Source organism: Clostridium gasigenes, from assembly GCF_900104115.1.
Lineage (GTDB): Bacteria > Bacillota > Clostridia > Clostridiales > Clostridiaceae > Clostridium > Clostridium gasigenes.
The window spans coordinates 26,753-45,501 of sequence record NZ_FNJM01000016.1; the positions used below are offsets into that span (position 1 = coordinate 26,753).

20 protein-coding genes are annotated in these 18,749 nt (G+C 28.8%); 14 read left to right on the forward strand and 6 right to left on the reverse strand.

Going from position 1 to position 18,749, the window contains the following annotated elements:
- Positions 1-232 precede the first annotated feature (232 nt).
- Positions 233-1,621 (forward strand): methyl-accepting chemotaxis protein, encoded by a 1,389-nt coding sequence (locus tag BLS77_RS16900; RefSeq protein WP_089972548.1) that lies wholly within the window; start codon positions 233-235, stop codon positions 1,619-1,621.
- A gap of 86 nt (positions 1,622-1,707) precedes the next feature.
- On the opposite strand, the gene BLS77_RS16905 is transcribed toward BLS77_RS16900, so the two are convergent.
- A complete protein-coding gene (locus BLS77_RS16905; protein WP_089972552.1) occupies positions 1,708-3,612 on the reverse strand; it encodes an NAD(+) synthase in 1,905 nt (634 codons plus the stop codon).
- Between the two features lie 292 nt (positions 3,613-3,904).
- Here BLS77_RS16905 and BLS77_RS16910 point away from each other — a divergent pair, with 292 nt between their 5' ends.
- On the forward strand, positions 3,905-4,333 hold the full coding sequence (locus BLS77_RS16910) for an NfeD family protein (protein ID WP_089972557.1): 429 nt from the start codon (positions 3,905-3,907) through the stop codon (positions 4,331-4,333).
- A gap of 3 nt (positions 4,334-4,336) precedes the next feature.
- Positions 4,337-5,278: an SPFH domain-containing protein gene (locus BLS77_RS16915; RefSeq protein ID WP_089972561.1), complete on the forward strand. Its 942-nt coding sequence runs from the start codon at positions 4,337-4,339 to the stop codon at positions 5,276-5,278.
- A 135-nt stretch (positions 5,279-5,413) separates the two neighbouring features.
- Here BLS77_RS16915 and BLS77_RS16920 read toward each other — a convergent pair whose 3' ends face one another.
- Together BLS77_RS16920 and BLS77_RS16925 are read right to left on the reverse strand one after the other, a co-directional pair.
- Positions 5,414-5,995, reverse strand: coding sequence for a 4Fe-4S binding protein (locus BLS77_RS16920; RefSeq protein ID WP_089972565.1), 582 nt, complete (start codon positions 5,993-5,995; stop codon positions 5,414-5,416).
- A 24-nt stretch (positions 5,996-6,019) separates the two neighbouring features.
- A complete protein-coding gene (locus BLS77_RS16925) occupies positions 6,020-6,220 on the reverse strand; it encodes a 4Fe-4S binding protein (protein ID WP_089972567.1) in 201 nt (66 codons plus the stop codon).
- 232 nt (positions 6,221-6,452) lie between these two features.
- Between BLS77_RS16925 and BLS77_RS16930 the strand changes: the two genes are divergently transcribed.
- The 6 genes from BLS77_RS16930 to BLS77_RS16955 all read left to right on the forward strand — a co-directional run bounded on the left by BLS77_RS16930 (position 6,453) and on the right by BLS77_RS16955 (position 9,607).
- Complete coding sequence (locus BLS77_RS16930) at positions 6,453-7,145, forward strand: Crp/Fnr family transcriptional regulator (protein WP_089972570.1); 693 nt, start codon at positions 6,453-6,455, stop codon at positions 7,143-7,145.
- Positions 7,146-7,217: 72 nt separating this feature from the next.
- Complete coding sequence (locus BLS77_RS16935; RefSeq protein WP_089972577.1) at positions 7,218-7,538, forward strand: rhodanese-like domain-containing protein; 321 nt, start codon at positions 7,218-7,220, stop codon at positions 7,536-7,538.
- A 292-nt stretch (positions 7,539-7,830) separates the two neighbouring features.
- Positions 7,831-7,986: a zinc-ribbon domain-containing protein gene (locus tag BLS77_RS16940; protein WP_089972580.1), complete on the forward strand. Its 156-nt coding sequence runs from the start codon at positions 7,831-7,833 to the stop codon at positions 7,984-7,986.
- A gap of 333 nt (positions 7,987-8,319) precedes the next feature.
- Positions 8,320-8,475: a zinc-ribbon domain-containing protein gene (locus BLS77_RS16945; RefSeq protein ID WP_089972580.1), complete on the forward strand. Its 156-nt coding sequence runs from the start codon at positions 8,320-8,322 to the stop codon at positions 8,473-8,475.
- 286 nt (positions 8,476-8,761) lie between these two features.
- Positions 8,762-8,938, forward strand: a complete 177-nt coding sequence (locus BLS77_RS16950) for a zinc-ribbon domain-containing protein (RefSeq protein ID WP_089972583.1) — start codon at positions 8,762-8,764, stop codon at positions 8,936-8,938.
- A gap of 399 nt (positions 8,939-9,337) precedes the next feature.
- Entirely contained in the window at positions 9,338-9,607 is a 270-nt protein-coding gene (locus BLS77_RS16955) for a hypothetical protein (protein WP_175490894.1), read from the forward strand.
- Positions 9,608-9,782: 175 nt separating this feature from the next.
- Here BLS77_RS16955 and BLS77_RS16960 read toward each other — a convergent pair whose 3' ends face one another.
- Positions 9,783-10,145 (reverse strand): IS3 family transposase, encoded by a 363-nt coding sequence (locus tag BLS77_RS16960; protein WP_089972589.1) that lies wholly within the window; start codon positions 10,143-10,145, stop codon positions 9,783-9,785.
- A gap of 162 nt (positions 10,146-10,307) precedes the next feature.
- Between BLS77_RS16960 and BLS77_RS20805 the strand changes: the two genes are divergently transcribed.
- Positions 10,308-10,451, forward strand: a complete 144-nt coding sequence (locus BLS77_RS20805) for a helix-turn-helix transcriptional regulator (protein WP_423231044.1) — start codon at positions 10,308-10,310, stop codon at positions 10,449-10,451.
- A gap of 222 nt (positions 10,452-10,673) precedes the next feature.
- Here BLS77_RS20805 and BLS77_RS16970 read toward each other — a convergent pair whose 3' ends face one another.
- Positions 10,674-11,189 carry a DUF2812 domain-containing protein gene (locus BLS77_RS16970; RefSeq protein ID WP_175490895.1) on the reverse strand — a complete coding sequence of 172 codons (516 nt, stop codon included), beginning with the start codon at positions 11,187-11,189 and terminating at the stop codon, positions 10,674-10,676.
- Complete coding sequence (locus BLS77_RS16975) at positions 11,182-11,496, reverse strand: PadR family transcriptional regulator (protein WP_089972595.1); 315 nt, start codon at positions 11,494-11,496, stop codon at positions 11,182-11,184. Before BLS77_RS16975 ends, BLS77_RS16970 begins: the two co-directional genes overlap by 8 nt.
- Before the next feature lie 647 nt (positions 11,497-12,143).
- Here BLS77_RS16975 and BLS77_RS16980 point away from each other — a divergent pair.
- The 4 genes from BLS77_RS16980 (at position 12,144) to purF (ending at position 18,746) form a co-directional block, all read left to right on the forward strand.
- Entirely contained in the window at positions 12,144-15,890 is a 3,747-nt protein-coding gene (locus tag BLS77_RS16980; protein ID WP_089972598.1) for a phosphoribosylformylglycinamidine synthase, read from the forward strand.
- 111 nt (positions 15,891-16,001) lie between these two features.
- A complete protein-coding gene (purE, locus tag BLS77_RS16985; protein WP_089972601.1) occupies positions 16,002-16,481 on the forward strand; it encodes a 5-(carboxyamino)imidazole ribonucleotide mutase in 480 nt (159 codons plus the stop codon).
- Positions 16,481-17,188 (forward strand): phosphoribosylaminoimidazolesuccinocarboxamide synthase, encoded by a 708-nt coding sequence (gene purC, locus BLS77_RS16990; RefSeq protein ID WP_089972604.1) that lies wholly within the window; start codon positions 16,481-16,483, stop codon positions 17,186-17,188. Before purE ends, purC begins: the two co-directional genes overlap by 1 nt.
- Before the next feature lie 127 nt (positions 17,189-17,315).
- Complete coding sequence (purF, locus tag BLS77_RS16995; protein ID WP_089972607.1) at positions 17,316-18,746, forward strand: amidophosphoribosyltransferase; 1,431 nt, start codon at positions 17,316-17,318, stop codon at positions 18,744-18,746.
- Positions 18,747-18,749 lie beyond the last annotated feature (3 nt).

Genomic DNA, 18,749 nt, shown 5'->3' on the forward strand with positions numbered 1-18,749 from the left:
GTTAAAAGAGCATTCGATAGTATGTAATATCGAATGCTTTTTTATGTGAACTATTTTTAAATTTATATATTATGTAAATAAAGATAAAAATAATTAAATAAGACAAAAATGTACAAAAATATTTTAAATAGTGTAAAATATAAGTAATAAATAAAAATAATGTAAAAAAGGGTTTCAAAGTAAGGGGAAAGGTATATTTATATGGAGAAAATTAAAGGGAAAGGGGAAAACTATGAGACTAAATGCAAAATTTGATAATATGAAAAGCATAAAATTTACTATTACTAAAAATTTTATAATATTAATGGGGATTATAATATCTATAATAATAGGTGTGCAAAGATTTATTATGGGAAGTATGTTAAGAAGTAGCATAACAAAGGTTATTTCAGAAGGGGAAAAAGTAGTAGTTGCTGGAGTAATAAGTAAGGCTTTAAATAGGACAACAATGTACATAATAGTAATTTCAATTGTAATAATTATAATTGGAGCTATATGGATATGGAAAAATTTTGGCAGGACAGCAAGGTTATTAAATGGACTTAGATTACACATTGAATATCTTACAAATGGAGTTTATCATTATAAAATAAAGGAAAAATATTTTAAAAGAGAAGATGAAATTGGTGCAATATGTGTGGCATTAGATAAAATGCAAAAATCTACAATAGAAATGATAAAAGATTTAAAGTCCTTAACAGAAGATCTTAATGGTCAATCAGGGTCTTTATCTAATGTATCTGAGGAATTAACTTGTGCTACAGGGGATATTTCACAAGCAATAAGCAATATTGCCCAAGGAATATCTGGTGAAACTATGGATATTGAAGTTATTATAGGGAGAATGAGTGAATTTAACAAACTTCTAGAGGATAATATTAAAGATATAGATAATTTATCAGGAATAGCTAATGAAGTTGACAAAAATGCAAATGAAAGTAATGCAGAGTTAAAAGAATTAAGAAAATCAATGGAAGATTTTAATAAACTCTTTCAAGTATTCTTAGGAACTATTGAAACTATGAATACTGATATTAAAAAAGTTGATGATATCACAGATTTAATAAATAATGTAGCAGAACAAACTAATCTTTTAGCTTTAAATGCAGCTATTGAAGCGGCAAGGGCAGGGGCGGCAGGTCTAGGATTTACTGTAGTAGCATCAGAAATTAGAAAATTAGCAGAAAAGACTAAAGAATCATCAGTTTCTATTAATCATTTAATTGCAGATGTATTAAATAGTTCAGAAAACTTAGTTTCTAAAACAGATGAAATGAGTATGGAACTTCAAAATCAGAAATTGGGAGTAGATAAGTCAATAGTATCATTTGATGTTATTTCAAATTCTATAGGAGATATGAATCCTAAAATTAAAATGCTGGTTAAAAGAGCTAATTTAATTTCAGAAGATAGCAATAAAATTGTTATGAAAATTCAAAATCTATCAGTAGTAAATGAAGAAATATGTAACTCAGCAGAAGAAATAACTGCATCAGCCGAGAATACTAATACATCTTCAGCTGAAATATTAAAGTATTCAGTATCATTAAAAGATAATGCAGGGGTAACAACAAATTATATTAATAAATTCAAGCTTAATGGAGTGGCGGAAGAGGAATAAATGATAAAATATTTATTTGAAATTTAAAAAAGATATGGTGAAAATGCCCCTAAATTTAGTCAAATCTAAATTTAGGGGCATTTTAATTATTTAAAGCTATTGAAAGAAGCATCTGAAGGCATTCTCCAATCTCCTCTAGGACTTAAAGATATACTTCCTACCTTTGGTCCATCAGGGAGAGCACTTCTTTTAAATTGTTGAGTAAAGAATCTATAAATAAATTTATTAAGCCATTTTTCAATTTCATCGAAGCTATAATCATCTTTAAAGGCTTGAGTTGATAGTAACAGAATTCTTTCTTTGGAAGAACCATGTTTTATAAAGTGATATAAGAAGAAGTCATGTAATTCATATGGTCCAACTATATCTTCTGTTTTTTGTACCATTTCATCAGTAGCTCCCTTTGGTAATAGTTCAGGGCTAACTGGAGTATCTAAAACATCAAGTAATGTTTCTGCCACATTGCCAGTGTATTCTTGTTCTGCTACATATCTTACTAAATATCGAACAAGACTCTTGGGTATAGATGGGTTAACAGAGTACATGCTCATATGATCACCGTTATAAGTGCACCATCCAAGAGCGAGTTCTGATAAATCTCCTGTTCCAATTAGAAGTCCGCCTTCTTTGTTTGCTAAATCCATAAGTATTTGAGTTCTTTCTCTTGCCTGAACATTTTCATAAGTAACATCGTGAATGTTTTTATCATGGCCAATATCTTCAAAATGTTGAAGTGCGGCTTTTACTATATTTATTTCTCTTAAATCACAATTAAGCTCTTTGCAAAGAGTTAAGGCATTGTTATAAGTTCTATCTGTAGTTCCGAATCCTGGCATAGTAATTGCCACTATATTTTTATGATCAATACCTAATAGTTTAAAGGTTTTAACTACAACTAATAAAGCAAGAGTTGAGTCTAAACCTCCAGATATGCCTATTACAGCTTTTTTTATCCCTGTATGTTCCATTCTCTTCGCAAGTGCAGAAGCTTGAATATTAAATATTTCTTTGCATCTTTCTGCGCGTTCCTTTGGGTTTGAAGGAACAAAAGGATGTTTATCAACAAATCTATCAAAGTTTTTAATAGAAGTACTATTAAATTGGAACTTTATATAATTAGGTTCAAAAGGAAGAGTTGTTGATGAATTTCTAAAACTTATATTTTTAAGACGTTCTGCATTAAGTCTAAATATATCTACGCAAGAGTAAATAACTTCGTTATCTCTTTGGAATCTAGCATTTTCTTTTAGCAAACTTCCGTTTTCAGAGATTAATAAATGTCCACTAAATAAAAGATCTGTTGTTGATTCGTGAACACCAGCAGAAGCATATATGTATGAAGACATTAAACGAGCGCTTTGGTTTGTAATTAAACTCCTTCTATAATCAGCTTTAGATACAAGCTCATTTGAAGCTGAAAGGTTACCAATTATATTAGCACCCATTAAAGCTAAGTAGGAACTAGGTGGGATAGCAACCCAAAGATCCTCACAAATTTCAAAACCAAAATTAAAATTATCTGAAGAAAAGATTAAATTAGTTCCAAAAGGAATATCTTTTTGGAATTTAAAATCTACTTTTTTATTAATAATTCCAAGTCCTTCACTAAACCAACGTTTTTCATAAAATTCACTATAGTTTGGAATAAATGATTTTGGTATAATTCCAAGGATTTTACCGTTAAAAATAACATAACCACAGTTATAAAGATTATTATTATAATTAAGAGGGGCACCTACAGTAATTAACATGTCGGTATCTTTACTTTTATAAACAAGCTTTTCTATAGCTTCCATACTTTTGTTTAATAAAGAAGATTGCATAAATAAATCCCCACAAGTATAAGAAGTTATACAAAGTTCAGGGAAAACTATAGATTTAGCCCCAGCTTTATAGGCATTATCTATACATATATTAATATTTTCTAAGTTAAAATCTATATCAGCTACACGGGTAACGGGACAAGCTGCGCTGACTTTAATAAAATCCATATTATCAACTCCAATTTTTATTTTTTTGAAGATGTCTTATATATTAGTATTCATAAAATTACAAAACAAAATACATCCTAATTAAATAATAAAAGGAAAACCTTAGAAAATCAATGAGAATAAAATATAAATATAAATAAACCTATTAAAAGTTTAAAATAAACTTATAAAAAGTTTAAAATAATATTGTAAAGATGTAGAAAAGAATGTATAATAAATTTATAAGGTTAATATAATAAATTAATTAACAAATTATGTTATAATAAAAAGAAAAGAGAAGGGGGGAGTATAAATGGGATCAACAATATTTTGGATTATTCTTGGAATAGTGGTATTTATTTTAGATATAGCTACAAGTAGCTTTTTATTTATTTGGTTTTCTATAGGAGCCTTTGTAGCTATGATAGCTTCATTAATGGGCGCATCAATAGGAGTGCAAATAATTCTTTTCTTAGCTATAAGTATAATAACAATATCTATTGGATATCCTTGGGCAAGAAAAAAATTCAAATCTTCAGTACAGCGTTTACCACTAATGGAAGAACATTACATTGGTAAAGTTTTAAAAGCAGAAGAAGATATTGAAGAAAGAGGAAAAGCAAAACTCGGAGGCGTTTATTGGGCAGTACTTAACAAAGGCGAAACTATTAAAAAAGGTGAAAGCTTTAGAATAGTTGAATTTGAAGGTAATAAATTAAGAATAGAGAAAGAGGAGGAATAAAAAATGGCAGGTATTATAGTAGGAAGTGTGATTTTATTAATAGTATTAATATTAATTTTATCATCAATTAGAATTGTAAACACGGGGTCAGTATGTGTAGTTGAAAGGTTTGGACAATTTCAAAAGATATTAGAACCAGGATGGCACTTTATAATTCCGTTTGTAGATTTTGTAAGAAGAAGAATATCAACAAAACAACAAATTTTAGATGTACCACCACAATCAGTTATTACAAAGGATAATGTTAGAATTTCAGTAGATAATGTAATATTTTATAAATTATTAAGTGCAAAAGATGCAGTTTATAATATTGAAGATTACAGATCAGGTATTGTATATTCAGGAACAACAAATATGAGAAACATTATAGGTAACATGACTTTAGATGAAGTGTTATCAGGAAGAGATAGAATAAATTCAGATCTTTTAAATATTATGGATGATGTAACAGATGCTTATGGTATCAAAATTCTTTCAGTTGAAATAAAAAATATAGTTCCACCTAACGAAATTCAAGAAGCTATGGAAAAGCAAATGAAAGCTGAAAGAGATAAGAGAGCTACAATTCTTGTGGCTGAAGGTCAAAGACAATCTCAAATCGAAAAGGCTGAAGGTGAAAAGAGAGCTAAAATATTAGCAGCAGAAGCTGATAAAGAAGCTAATATTAGAAGAGCAGAAGGTTTAAAAGAATCACAATTGTTAGAAGCAGAAGGTAAAGCATCAGCAATAAAACAAATTTCTATTGCAGAAGCAGAAGCTATAAGAAAAGTAAATACAGCTATTATAGAATCAGGAACAAATGAAGTTGTTATAGCTTTAAAACAAGTTGAAGCCCTTAAAGAAATGGCAAATTGCCCAGCTAATAAGCTTATATTACCAAATGAAACTTTATCATCACTTGGTAGCATAGCTGCTATTGGAGAAATGTTAAGTAAAAACAAATAAAAATTATTTGTTTGGAGATAACTAAAATTACTTGAAAAAAATGAATAATTTAAAAGAGGAAGTTGATTATAATGATTTTGAAAATCATTTGTCAACATCCTCTTTTTTATTGGTTATTTATTTGAAAATATCTTATTATTTAGATATTTTGTTTTTTATTATACAAATACCTTGTGTCATAGTTCCCATTGGGCAATATACACACCAAGAGTTTGGTTTGAAAAGTACCATAGTAATAAGACCTAGTATTGTAGAAGTAAGCATTACACTATAAAATCCAAAAGCAAACTGGGAAATCCATGGAGTGATAGTAGTTAATTCATTAAAGTTCCAAGGAAGCTTGAATGTCCATAGAATAGTTATTACTTCTTTTAAAGAATTAGTACCTTGAAAAACTAAATAGGTATTAAAAATCATATTTATAAACATAGTTAAGAAAAATATTAAAAAACCATATCTAAAATATTTAGTTTTAATCCATTTAGGAATTGGTTTATTTCTTGAAAGATTAAATTTATTTCCAAGTAATGATAACAATTGACCACGTCCACAATAACTATTGCAATAGGCTTTTCCCCCACCGGTTAAGGAAATTATTAAAGGTATAAGAAAGCATATTAATCCAAGCCAAGCAAATAGAATGTTAAAAGCACCAAGAACTAAATAAGCAGACGAGGCAATCCATAGATATTCATACCAATTTTTTTTCTTTTTCATATTTTTTTCAACTCCTTAAAATTATTATTTTATTTCTATTACGGATGCAGGACAAATCTTTGAACATTTACTACAGCCAACACATTTTTCAAAATTTACCTCAGCATAAATTCCTTTGGTTACTTTAATAGCGTTAACAGGACAATTTCTTACACAAACACCACAAGCAACACAATATTTAGTATCTATATAAGCTTTTTTTCTTACTAAATTTTTTTTTATCATTTTTAACCCCTTTCTCGCTGATGTATAATCAGAGAAGCTTATTATAGCTATAGTATAATTAAATATATAAAAATATTATGTGACAATATCACATAAGGCATTTAAACTATTACTTTTATCAAATGACTAATTGGGTAAAATATTAGTTATAATAAAATTAAGGATCTTCAAAAAAATAAAAATTAAGATTTTGATCTACTTTGAAGATGGATAATAGAAGAGGTGGGTATGCATGAATAAAAAAAAAGAAGTAGTAGATAATAATTTAAATAATATAGAAAAATTATTTGAAATATATCCTATACTAAAAGAAATAAATAATGAGTTAATACGAGGAAAAACTATATTTGAAAAAATAGAAGCTGGTCAATATTTATCTTCTATTGAAAGTGAATGCACAGGGCTTTTATTTGTTATTAGTGGAGTTATAAAAATACAGAAAATAAATGAGGATGGAGAAGAAACTAATCTTTATAATATAAAAAAGGGCGATCTATGTCATGAAGCATTAAGTTGTATAATAAAGTGTGAATCTTTAAATATTGTAGCGAAAGCATTAGAAGATTCAAAAATATTTATAATGAACATAGATATAACTAAAAATATTTTATTAAAAGATACAGCTTTTCTTGAGTATATGTATAAAGATATATATTCCAAATTTAATAATGTACTAAATAATAAAGAAAAAATAATTCATGAACCTCTTGAAATAAGACTTATAAAATTATTAATAAGTAAAAATAGTAATGTAATTTATGCTAAACATAGTGAATTAGCCTTTGATATTGATTCAACTAGAGAAAGTGTAAGTAGAAAGCTTAAAAATATAGAGAGAATGGGATATATAAAAATAACACGAGGCAAAATTGTAATTATTAAAGAATTAAAGGAACTTCAAAAAATATCGAATTTGAGTGATTAGGTCACATAAAAGATTGAAACTTTAGTGTATATTAGGTACATATTAAAAATAACATCTTAGGAGGAAATAGAAATGTTTGATTTTTTAAAAAAAAGTAATGGGAAAGTTATAAATGTAAATGATATTGACAATTTAATAGGAAAGATAGAGTTAATTGATATTAGAGAAACTTATGAATATAAAAGTGGAACTATAAAAACAGCTAAAAACATACCAATGGGTGAAATTTTAGCTAAACCGGATAAATACTTAAAAAAAGATAAAGAATATTATATAATGTGCCAATCAGGGGGGAGAAGTTCAAGCGCTTGCAAACAATTATCAGAGTTAGGGTTTGATATAACTAATGTAGCTGGTGGAGTGGGTTCCTATGTAGGTTCAAAAATAAAATAATGTTTTTAGGTATAGTAAAATTAGAATATAAAATAGAAATTTTGAACAAACTAATAATAACCTGAAAAGGTTACGTAGGGTTTGCCGGCAATGTTATGTTGTCGGTATTTTTAAAAAATATAACTTAAATAAAAATAATTTTAAAAAAAGGTAGCGTTAATAAACAAAATATGTTATTATAAATAAGAAGTCGGAAACGACTAAATATATTTTAAAGATTTAATAGTAATTAGCATTCTCCATTATAGGGATTTGTTTTAAGAAATTAGTCTTTAGAGATGGAGGATTTAAGATGGAAGATAAGAAATTAGTATGTAAAGATTGTTCAGCAGATTTCATATTCACAGCTGGAGAGCAAGAATTTTACAAAGAAAAAGGATTCGACAACGAACCAGTAAGATGTGTTGAATGTAGAAGAGCTAGAAAGCAACAAAGCAACAGAAGATAATTCTATTGTTTAAATAGAAGCTGTAAGAGTTTACTCTTACAGCTTTTTGTTATATAAAATTAAAAATGTATTTTTAAATACTAATAAGGTATTTTTTGAAGAAATATTAGGCGTTTAAAGAAAATAAACAAGAATAGCACTTGTTATTTATTTGAATATTTTTTATATAAAAAAGATAAAAAAACTTAAAAAAGATATAGCATTAATGCAAAAACAAAATAAATAAGAAGTCGGAAACGACTAAATATATTTTAAAGATTTAATAGTAATTAGCATTCTCCATTATAGAGACTTGTTTTAAGAACTTAATCTTTAGAGATGGAGGATTTTAAGATGGAAGATAAGAAATTAGTATGTAAAGATTGTTCAGCAGATTTCATATTCACAGCTGGAGAGCAAGAATTCTACAAAGAAAAAGGATTCGATAACGAACCAGTAAGATGTGTTGAATGTAGAAGAGCTAGAAAGCAACAAAGCAACAGAAGATAATTCTATTGTTTAAATAAAAAACTGTAAGAGTTTACTCTTACAGTTTTTTTGTTGGGTATATGTAAAGGATATTCAAATAAACTTTTGAAGTTTTTTCAATAATCAGAAATATTAAAAAATATATAAAATTTATTGAAAAAAGTATGGTTTTTTTATAAATAATATGATATTATAAAGAGGAAGTCAGTAATGACTAAAATTTTTTTTGAAGATTTAATAGAAGTTAGCATTCTCCATTATAGAGTTTGGTACTAATATATTAATCTTTGGAAATGGAGGATTTAAGATGGAAGATAAGAAAATAATGTGTAAAGATTGTGGAAATGAGTTCATATTCACAACTGGAGAACAAGAATTTTACAAAGAAAAAGGGTTCGACAATGAACCAATCAGATGCATTGATTGCAGAAGAGCAAGAAAACAACAAAACAACAAAACAACAGAAGATAATTCTATTGTTTAAAAGAGACTGTAAGAGTTTACTCTTACAGTTTCTTTTTTTTTATGCAATTATAAAAAACTTGTATTGAAAGGGCTGACCTATGGACACCTAATAACCATATAATTTGTTTATAGTCAATAATTCGAACGTATGGTATAATAACCTTTGTGTAATAGCGTTCGCCTTCTTTGTCCAGTAACTAAAAGGAAATTGCATTTTTGTTAGTTACTTATATCCTATTTTGGGCTGATTTTTATTAAGAATTAATTATACCGTTTATAATTCAATACTAAGATTTAATTTAAAGAATTTTATAAAAAGATGAGGATGTGTTTAATAATGTCTATAAAACGTTTCAAATGCATAAATTACAAAAATTATTTTCTTTATTGTCTAGGTGCTTTAGTGTCTACACCTTTAATGGTAACGTTATTTAATAATGGTAGCTTACTAGCTTACCCTATGATGCTTATTTGGTTTTCACTTGTGATTATTGTAGTATTATTACCTTCAATCATAGGTCGTAATTTCTATAGTCACATTCTTCTCTATAAAGCTAAAAATGGATTATTAAGAGACGAAGAGAAAAAGCCTAGATTGATGAAGTTTTGTAAGTTTTTACCTAATATGTTAGGATGGGTAATTTGGTTAAAAATAATAAAAATAGATAAACTCGGGTTAGAACAATAGGCGCTATGAAATCATATTTATTAGCAAGCCTTGAATAGGACAGGCCTCCACAGGGCAATGACCTGCAGGGCAGGAACTATTTCTAGGGGCGAGCACTTGCTAATAATAGTAACTTGGATAAAGAGAATTTTCTTAATAACATAACTATTTTATAAAAATAAGATGATCTAAGTAATTAAACTAAAATGTACTGATATGATCCCCTTAAAGTAGATAGATTAAATAGCAAAAATCTGTCTACTTTAAGGGGATCATTTTTGTGTCTAAAAGAACTAAATATACAGCAGAATGGAGCCTTTTTAAAGATACCGTATAAATTTCCTTGATTAAGAATATGATGTATTTTAGGAGCACCATAGATACCTTTATTATCATCATATATTTTATTTATTTCTATTTTTAGTTCCTCATTCTCCTTATATCTCTTAGAATCTGTTTTGTTTAAAGATCTATAATAAGTACTTCTGGCTACGCCTAAGACGTTACACATTGTTTTAATATCATGAAAATACTTATTTTTATTTATAACTACTATCAACTTATATTAATCCATATTTATGAATTAATTCAATTTAAATCAATATTGGTAAAAGGCAAAACTATAATATTTTAAAAAAATAAATAGCATGCTTTTATATCAAAAAATATAATTTAACTGTCCGTAGGTCAGATTGCAAGGTAGGTTATTATATTAAAGGTAATAGAAAAAGAGGAACCCTATGGTTATGAGATATATCGAAATTTACAATTGTTAGGTTCTGATGAATTTGCTGAAGGGTCCTTATATCCATTACTATTGAGGCTAGAAAGAAATAATATGATAAAATCAGTAAAGAAGCAATAGCCTTATGGACCAGATAGAAAATATTATACATTAACAGAGGTTGGATTACAGGAAATAGTAGAATTTAAAGAAGATTGGGATCAAATTAGTATAAATATAAATAGTGTTTGGGGTAAGGGAACTTTATAAAATGGATTAAACCTTTGAGTCTGTTTATTATGAAGGGAATCATAATAAAAAATCCAACAATTAATATTGTTGAATTTTTTAGATTGTGATTTCCTAATATTGTTCATTTTCCTTTTTTAAATCCATAATTTTTCTTCTACACTTATATGCTTGATAGAAAAATATAATACATATAACACTTAATAAAATTGTGCTAATTAATGAAAATACCATCCTAAAATTTAAATAACTATGCAATTGTGATGGAATAATTAAAGTTTCACATAAGGCTAATATAAGAAAAATCTTTTGTATCCTACTATATTGTTCTATTTTACTTTCATTATCTGTATATAATTCAAATTCTCCTTTTTTTCTGAAGAATGCCCATATTCCCCATGTTTGTACAATCTCTGCATCAATTTCTCTAATTAAATCATAAAATTCATTTTTTTGTTTTGTATTTTTATCTTTAATTAAATCAACTTTATACGTATATTCTCCTGGCTCGCACTTTTCAAACCAGTATACTCCTAGAAAAAAATGTGTCATTGCGTATCCCTTTGCTACCATATCATTTAAAAATATTTCCTCTTTATCTTTGTCATAATACCATCTAAATTTAATCATCTTCGCCGCTCTCCTTTTCTCCATTTTTAACAAGTTCTTTCAATCTACGTATTTCATTACTTAAAATTTGTCTACCTAAATCAGTAATTAAATATTCTTTCTTTTTTCGTGAATCAGTTTCTTCGCTATAAAGCTTAATCCAGCGTTTTGACACTAATGTATTTATAGCTCCATATAATGTTCCTGGTCCTAACTTAACTCTACCTTTTGTTAACTCGTCTACTTTTTGTATAATTCCATATCCATGATTTGGTCTTAATACGGCTAACATAATATAGTAAGTAGATTCTGTTATAGCTATAGCCATTTTATATCTCCTCTCGATATATCGTTATCTGATATATATAATTATATCATCACCTGCTGTATTGTCAATACTTTAGATGTGTTTGGTTTTAAGTATATTTTCATTACATATAAATAATTTATCTGATAAATTATTTAATATTTTATAGACGATTTTAAATTACATGAACTAGACTAATTCCAAGTATCTTTTATCCATTCCACTCTCATATCAACATTTCCTTGGGTTGCGTTTGGAACTACTCTTGCTGTTTCCTTACGCATATGAATTCAAAAAATAAATAACAAGCCAATATGCAAGTACATTTGCACTTTGGCTTGTTATTTATTTTTTTAGTTAATTTATATTGAGAACAATAGTAATGGGTAAAGAAGTATAAAAATAAAATTTTTAACATACGAATTATAATCAAATAAAATAAAATGATAATTCGTAAATATACGAATTATAAAATAAAATATATAGAATAAAGTTGACTATAATGGATGGGAATGTTAAACTAAAAAAGAAATGACGAAGAATATAAGAAAAATAATAATTAATGTTCGTATTTGAAGAAGGTTAATACAATTATTTGTTAGAAGGATACGAGGATAGCTTATAGGGAATATTAATAAATAGACAATTGAAATTTGGAGGTATGGTTAATGGTAAATACAAGGTGCATATTTGTTGAAAAAAAGAAGGGCTTTGATGTAGAAGGAAAAAGCTTGCTTCATGATTTTAAAAGTAACTTAAGACTTGAAGGTTTAAAAGAGGTTAGGTTAGTTAATAAATATACTTTAGGAGAAATTGATGAAGCTTATTATCAAAAAGCTTTATACACTATTTTCTCAGAAAGAACAGTGGATACATTATATGAAAAGAATTTACCGTTAGAGGCTGGAGAATTTGCTTTTGCAGTAGAATATTTACCAGGCCAATATGACCAAAGAGCAGATTCAGCTGGAGAATGTTATCAGTTATTAACATCAGAAGAAAAAATAGATGTTAAATCAGCTAAAATAGTTATTTTAAGTGGTGATTTAAATGAAGAAGATGTTAATAAAATAAAAAAATATTATATTAATCCAGTAGATTCAAGAGAAGTAGCTATTGATAATTTAGAACTTAAAGTAGAACTTCCAGTGCCAAAGGATGTAGAAATTTTAAATGGATTTATAAATAAAAGTGATGAAGAAATTGCAGCCTTCCATAAAGAACTAGGGCTTGCAATGAGTATAGAAGATTTAAAACTTATAAAAGATTATTTTAAAGATGAAAATAGAGATCCAAGTATAACTGAAATAAAGGTTATAGATACATACTGGTCAGATCATTGTAGACATACTACTTTCTCTACATCAATAGAAGAAGTTGATATAGAAGAAGGAATTTACGCAGAGCCAGTAATGAAATCATATGAAGCATATATAAAATCAAGAGATTTTGTATATGGTGAAACAAATAGAGACGAAACACTTATGGATATTGCAGTTATTACTATGAAGGAAATGAAAAAACGTGGAAACTTAGATGATTTAGATCTTTCAGATGAAATTAATGCATGTTCAATAAAGGTTAACATAGAGACAGACAAAGGAAATGAAGAATATTTAGTAATGTTTAAAAATGAAACACATAATCATCCAACAGAAATTGAACCTTTTGGTGGAGCAGCTACATGTTTAGGTGGAGCTATAAGAGATCCCCTATCTGGAAGAACTTATGTGTATCAAGCAATGAGAGTTACAGGAAGTGGAGATCCTACAGTTGAAATAGAAAAAACGCTTAAAGGTAAGCTTCCACAAAGAAAGATAACTTTAGGAGCAGCTCATGGATACAGCTCATATGGTAATCAAATTGGGCTAGCTACAGGTCAAGTTGCAGAAGTGTATCATGAAAATTACAGAGCTAAAAGAATGGAAGTTGGAGCAGTTATAGCTGCAGCACCAAGGGCAAATGTAGTTCGGATTGAACCTAAATCTTCAGATTTAATAGTTTTATTAGGTGGAAGAACAGGTAGAGATGGACTTGGGGGAGCAACAGGATCATCTAAAGAACATACAGAAGAATCAATAAATGAATGCGGAGCTGAAGTTCAAAAAGGAAATGCACTAGTAGAGAGAAAAATCCAAAGATTATTTAGAAATAGTGAAGTTACTAAATTAATTAAAAGATGTAATGACTTTGGAGCTGGTGGAGTTTCAGTTGCAATTGGAGAATTAACAGTAGGACTTGATATAAACTTAGACAATGTTCCTAAAAAATATGATGGGCTTGATGGAACAGAACTTGCTATTTCAGAATCACAAGAAAGAATGGCAGTAGTTGTTGCTAAAGAAGATGCAGCAAAAATTATAGAACTTGCAGCTAAGGAAAATTTAGAAGCTGTAGTAGTTGCAGAAGTTACTGATAATGAAAGACTTAGAATGTTCTGGAGAGGAAATAAAATAGTTGATTTAAAAAGAAGTTTCCTAGATACAAATGGAGCAAGACAAACTACTGATGTAGTAGTTAATGCACCAAAGGATTATCCATTTAATGTGGAAGATGTGGATATTAAAGAAGAATGGATAAAAAATTTAAAAAGCTTAAATGTAGCATCACAAAAAGGGCTAGTAGAAAGATTCGATTCAACTATAGGAGGCGGAACAGTGCTTATGCCTTTCGGTGGGAAATATGCACAAACTCCTGCAGAAGGAATGGCAGCTAAAATACCAGTTTTAGATGGAGTATCTAAAGATGCAACATTAATGAGCTATGGATTTAATCCAAATATGGGGTTATGGAGTCCATACCACATGGCATATTACTCAGTAATAGAAGCAGTAACAAAACTTGCATCTATGGGTGGAGATTATAGAAAAGCTAGATTAACACTTCAAGAGTATTTTGAAAAGCTTGGATGTGACAGTGAAAGATGGGGAAAACCATTTGCAGCATTACTTGGAGCGTATCAAGCACAAATAGATCTTGGAATACCAGCAATTGGCGGTAAAGATTCAATGTCAGGAAGCTTTGGAGATTTAGATGTACCACCTTCACTTGTGGCATTTGCAGTGGGTGTTGAAAAAGCAGATAAAATAATTTCACCAGAATTTAAAGAAGTGGGATCAACAGTTGTTCTTTTAAAAGCAGAAACTTTAGAAGATATGACTTTAAACATGGATGGATATAAAAAGAACTTAGAAAAATTATATAAGTTAATTGGAGCAGAAAAAGTTATTTCAGCATCATCAGTTAAAATCGGAGGAATTGCTGAAGCTTTAACTAAAATGACTCTTGGAAATAGAATTGGGGTAGAATTTGAAAACTTAAGCAAAGAAGAATTATTTGGATTAAATTATGGTTCAGTAATTTTAGAATTTAGTAACTCTACAAATATAGAAGAAGAGTTAGTCGGTTGCGTTTATAAAGCAATAGGTAAGACAATAAATAATGGGGCTATAATTTCAAAGGAATATGACTTAAACCTTAAAGTTACAGAACTTGAAAAAACATTTGAAGAAAAATTATCTAAGGTATTTAAAATAGAAACTGAAGATAAAAATGAAAAAGTTGAAGCAATTAGCTATACAAAGAAAGTTTGCACAGGGGCAAAAGTTAAAATTGCAAAACCTAAAGTATTAATTCCAGTGTTCCCAGGAACAAACTGTGAATATGATTGCGCAAGAGCATTTAGGAATGAAGGCGCAGAAGTAACTGAATTAGTATTTAGAAATATGACTAAAGAAGCACTGCTAGAATCAATAGACAAATTAGAAAGTTTAATAAAAGAAACTCAAATAATAATGTTACCTGGTGGTTTTTCAGCAGGAGATGAGCCAGATGGTTCAGGTAAATTTATAGCAACAATATTTAGAAATGAAAAAATAAAAAATGCTGTAAATGACTTACTGAAAAATAGAGATGGTTTAATAATTGGTATTTGTAACGGCTTCCAAGCTTTAATAAAACTAGGACTTCTGCCTTATGGTGAAATTTTAGATATTGAAGAGGATATGGCAACACTTACTTATAACAACATTAACAGACATATGAGTTCAATGATAAAAACAAGAATTTCTTCAACTAAATCACCTTGGTTTAGTGAAGTAAATGTAGGGGATATTCATACAGTACCAGTTTCACATGGTGAAGGAAGATTTGTTGCACCAGAGAGTTTAATAAATAAATTAAAAGAGAATGGTCAAATAGCTACTCAATATGTGGATTTAGAAGGAAATGTTTCAATGAACATGCCGCATAATCCTAATGGATCAATGCTAGGAATTGAAGGGATAACAAGTTTAGATGGAAGAATCCTTGGTAAAATGGCTCACTCAGAAAGAGTTGGAGACAATCTTTACAAAAACATACCAGGAGAATTTGATCAGAAGATATTTAAAGCTGGGGTTAAGTACTTTCAATAGTAAAATATAAATTTAGATAATTAAAGAATTGTAAAATTAAATGAGCTTTATAAATTATGTTTAATCATTTAGCTCAAAATAATAAATATTTATAAAAATGGAGGAATCTTTATGAAGGTAGCAATATTTTTTGGAAGTAAATCTGATACTGAAATAATGAGAGGAGCTGCAAACTGTTTAAAAGAATTTGGTGTTGAATATAAAGCTTATGTTTTATCAGCACATAGAGTTCCTGAAAAATTAACAGAAGTTTTAATAGAAGCAGAAGCAAATGGTTGCGAAGTAGTTATTGCAGGAGCGGGGCTGGCGGCTCATCTGCCAGGAGTTATAGCATCACAAACAACAATGCCAGTAATTGGAGTTCCAATAAATGGAGCAATACAAGGGCTTGATGCATTGTTCTCAATAGTTCAAATGCCAAAATCAATACCAGTTGCAACAGTTGGAATAAACAATAGTTATAATGCAGGTATGCTTGCAGTACAAATGCTTGCAATTAAAGATGAAAAAATAAAAGAAAAATTAAAAACATTTAGATTAGATATGAAAAAGAAATTTATAGAAGAAAATGGCGAAGGGATGGATTTATAATGGCTAAATTAGAAATGATGTATGAGGGAAAAGCAAAACAAGTATTCAGAACAGATAAAGAGGACGAAGTAATAGTTTATTACAAAGATGATGCAACAGCTTTTAATGGAGAAAAGAAAGGTTCAATTAACGATAAAGGTGAATTAAATAATGCTATAACAGCAATGATTTTTGAAATGTTAAATAAGAATGGAATTAAAACTCACTTTATTGAAAAACTAAATGATAGAGAACAATTATGTAAAAAGGTTCAAATAGTACCTCTTGAAGTTATTGTAAGAAATGTAGCAGCAGGTTCAATGGCTAAAAGATTAGGTCTTGAAGAAGGATTTGCATTAAAAACTACAGTATTTGAATTATCATATAAAGATGATAATTTAGGAGATCCACTAATAAATGATTTCCATGCAGTAGCAATTGGAGCAGCAACTTTTGAAGAACTTGAAATAATTTATTCAATAACAGCAAAAATAAATGATTTATTAAAAGAATTCTTTATAAAACAAAACATCAGATTAATTGATTTTAAAATAGAATTTGGTAGATATAATGGAGAAATAATTTTAGCAGATGAAATATCACCAGATACATGTAGATTCTGGGATGCAACTACAGGAGAAAAGTTAGATAAAGATAGATTTAGAAGAGACTTAGGAAATGTACGTGACGCTTATGTTGAAATATTAAACAGAATCAAAAACAAGTAAGAATAAAAAGAAGAAAATTTAGAAATAGATAAATAGATAAATAGATAAATAGATAAATATGAAAATATGAAAATAAGTATAGGCAATAGGCAATAGGCAAATATGTAAAGTGAGGTGGGTGAGTATTATGAGTAATGAAACATTAGAATTAATTATGGACCCAAGCAATGATAAGTTTAAAGAAGAATGTGGAGTATTTGGAGTATATGTAAACAAACCTATGGATGTAGCTTCTATGAGTTACTATGGTTTATATGCTCTTCAACATAGAGGTCAAGAAAGTGCAGGAATTGCAGTAGCTAATGAAGAAGGAATAAAAATGCACAAGGGAATGGGGCTTATAACAGAAGCCTTTTCCCAAGATGATTTAAAAGAGCTAAAGGGTCATGGGGCAATTGGTCATGTAAGATATTCAACTTCAGGAGATACAAATATTATAAATGCACAACCATTATTAACTCAAACAAAGCTAGGACAAATAGCTATGGCTCATAATGGAACTTTAGTAAACGCTGGTGTTATTCGTGAACTATTAGAAGATGGAGGACACGTTTTCCACACTTCAATAGATTCAGAAGTTATAGCTAATCTTATTGCAAGAGGTGCAAAAAAAGGTATTGAAAATGCAGTTTTAGATGCAATTCAAGCAGTTAGAGGGTCCTTTGCAATAGTGATTTTAACAGAAGGAAAGCTAATTGGAGTTAGAGATCCTCATGGAATAAGACCTTTATGCATTGGAAAAATGGACGAAGGATATGTTTTATCTTCAGAAAGCTGCGCATTAGATGCGATAGGAGCAGAACTTCTGCGTGATGTTGAGCCTGGTGAAATAGTAGTTATAGATGAGACTGAAATTAAATCTTATAGTTACTCAGAAAACACTCAATGCAGAACCTGCGCTTTTGAATATATATATTTTGCAAGACCAGATTCAATAATTGATGGGCTTGATGTTCATGCATCAAGAGTGGAAGCTGGTAGGCAACTATTTAAACAACATCCAGTAGATGCGGATATAGTAGTTGCAGTTCCAGACTCTGGAATTCCAGCAGCTATGGGTTATGCAAAAGCATCAGGAATTCCTTACGACACAGGGTTTATTAAAAATAGATATGTAGGAAGAACTTTTATTACACCTTCTCAAGAAGTAAGAGAAAGAGCAGTAGCTATAAAGTTAAATCCTTTAAAATCAAATATAGCTGGTAAAAGAGTAGTTTTAGTTGATGATTCAATAGTTAGAGGGACTACATCTAAACATTTAGTGGATTCACTAAGAAGAGCTGGAGCAAAAGAAGTTCATTTCTTAGTTGCATCACCAGTAGTTAAATATCCTTGCTATTTTGGAATAGATACTCCATATAGAAGTGAATTAATAGGTTCTGGTAAAAACAATGAAGAAATTAGAGAACAAATAGGCTGTGATAGCTTAGAATATTTATCAATGGAAAGCATGTATAAATGTTTTACACAAGAAAAAGGATATTGTGTTGGATGTTTCAATGGAATTTATCCAATAGCAACACCAATAGAAACTGGAAAAGATAATCTTGAAAGGTAGGTA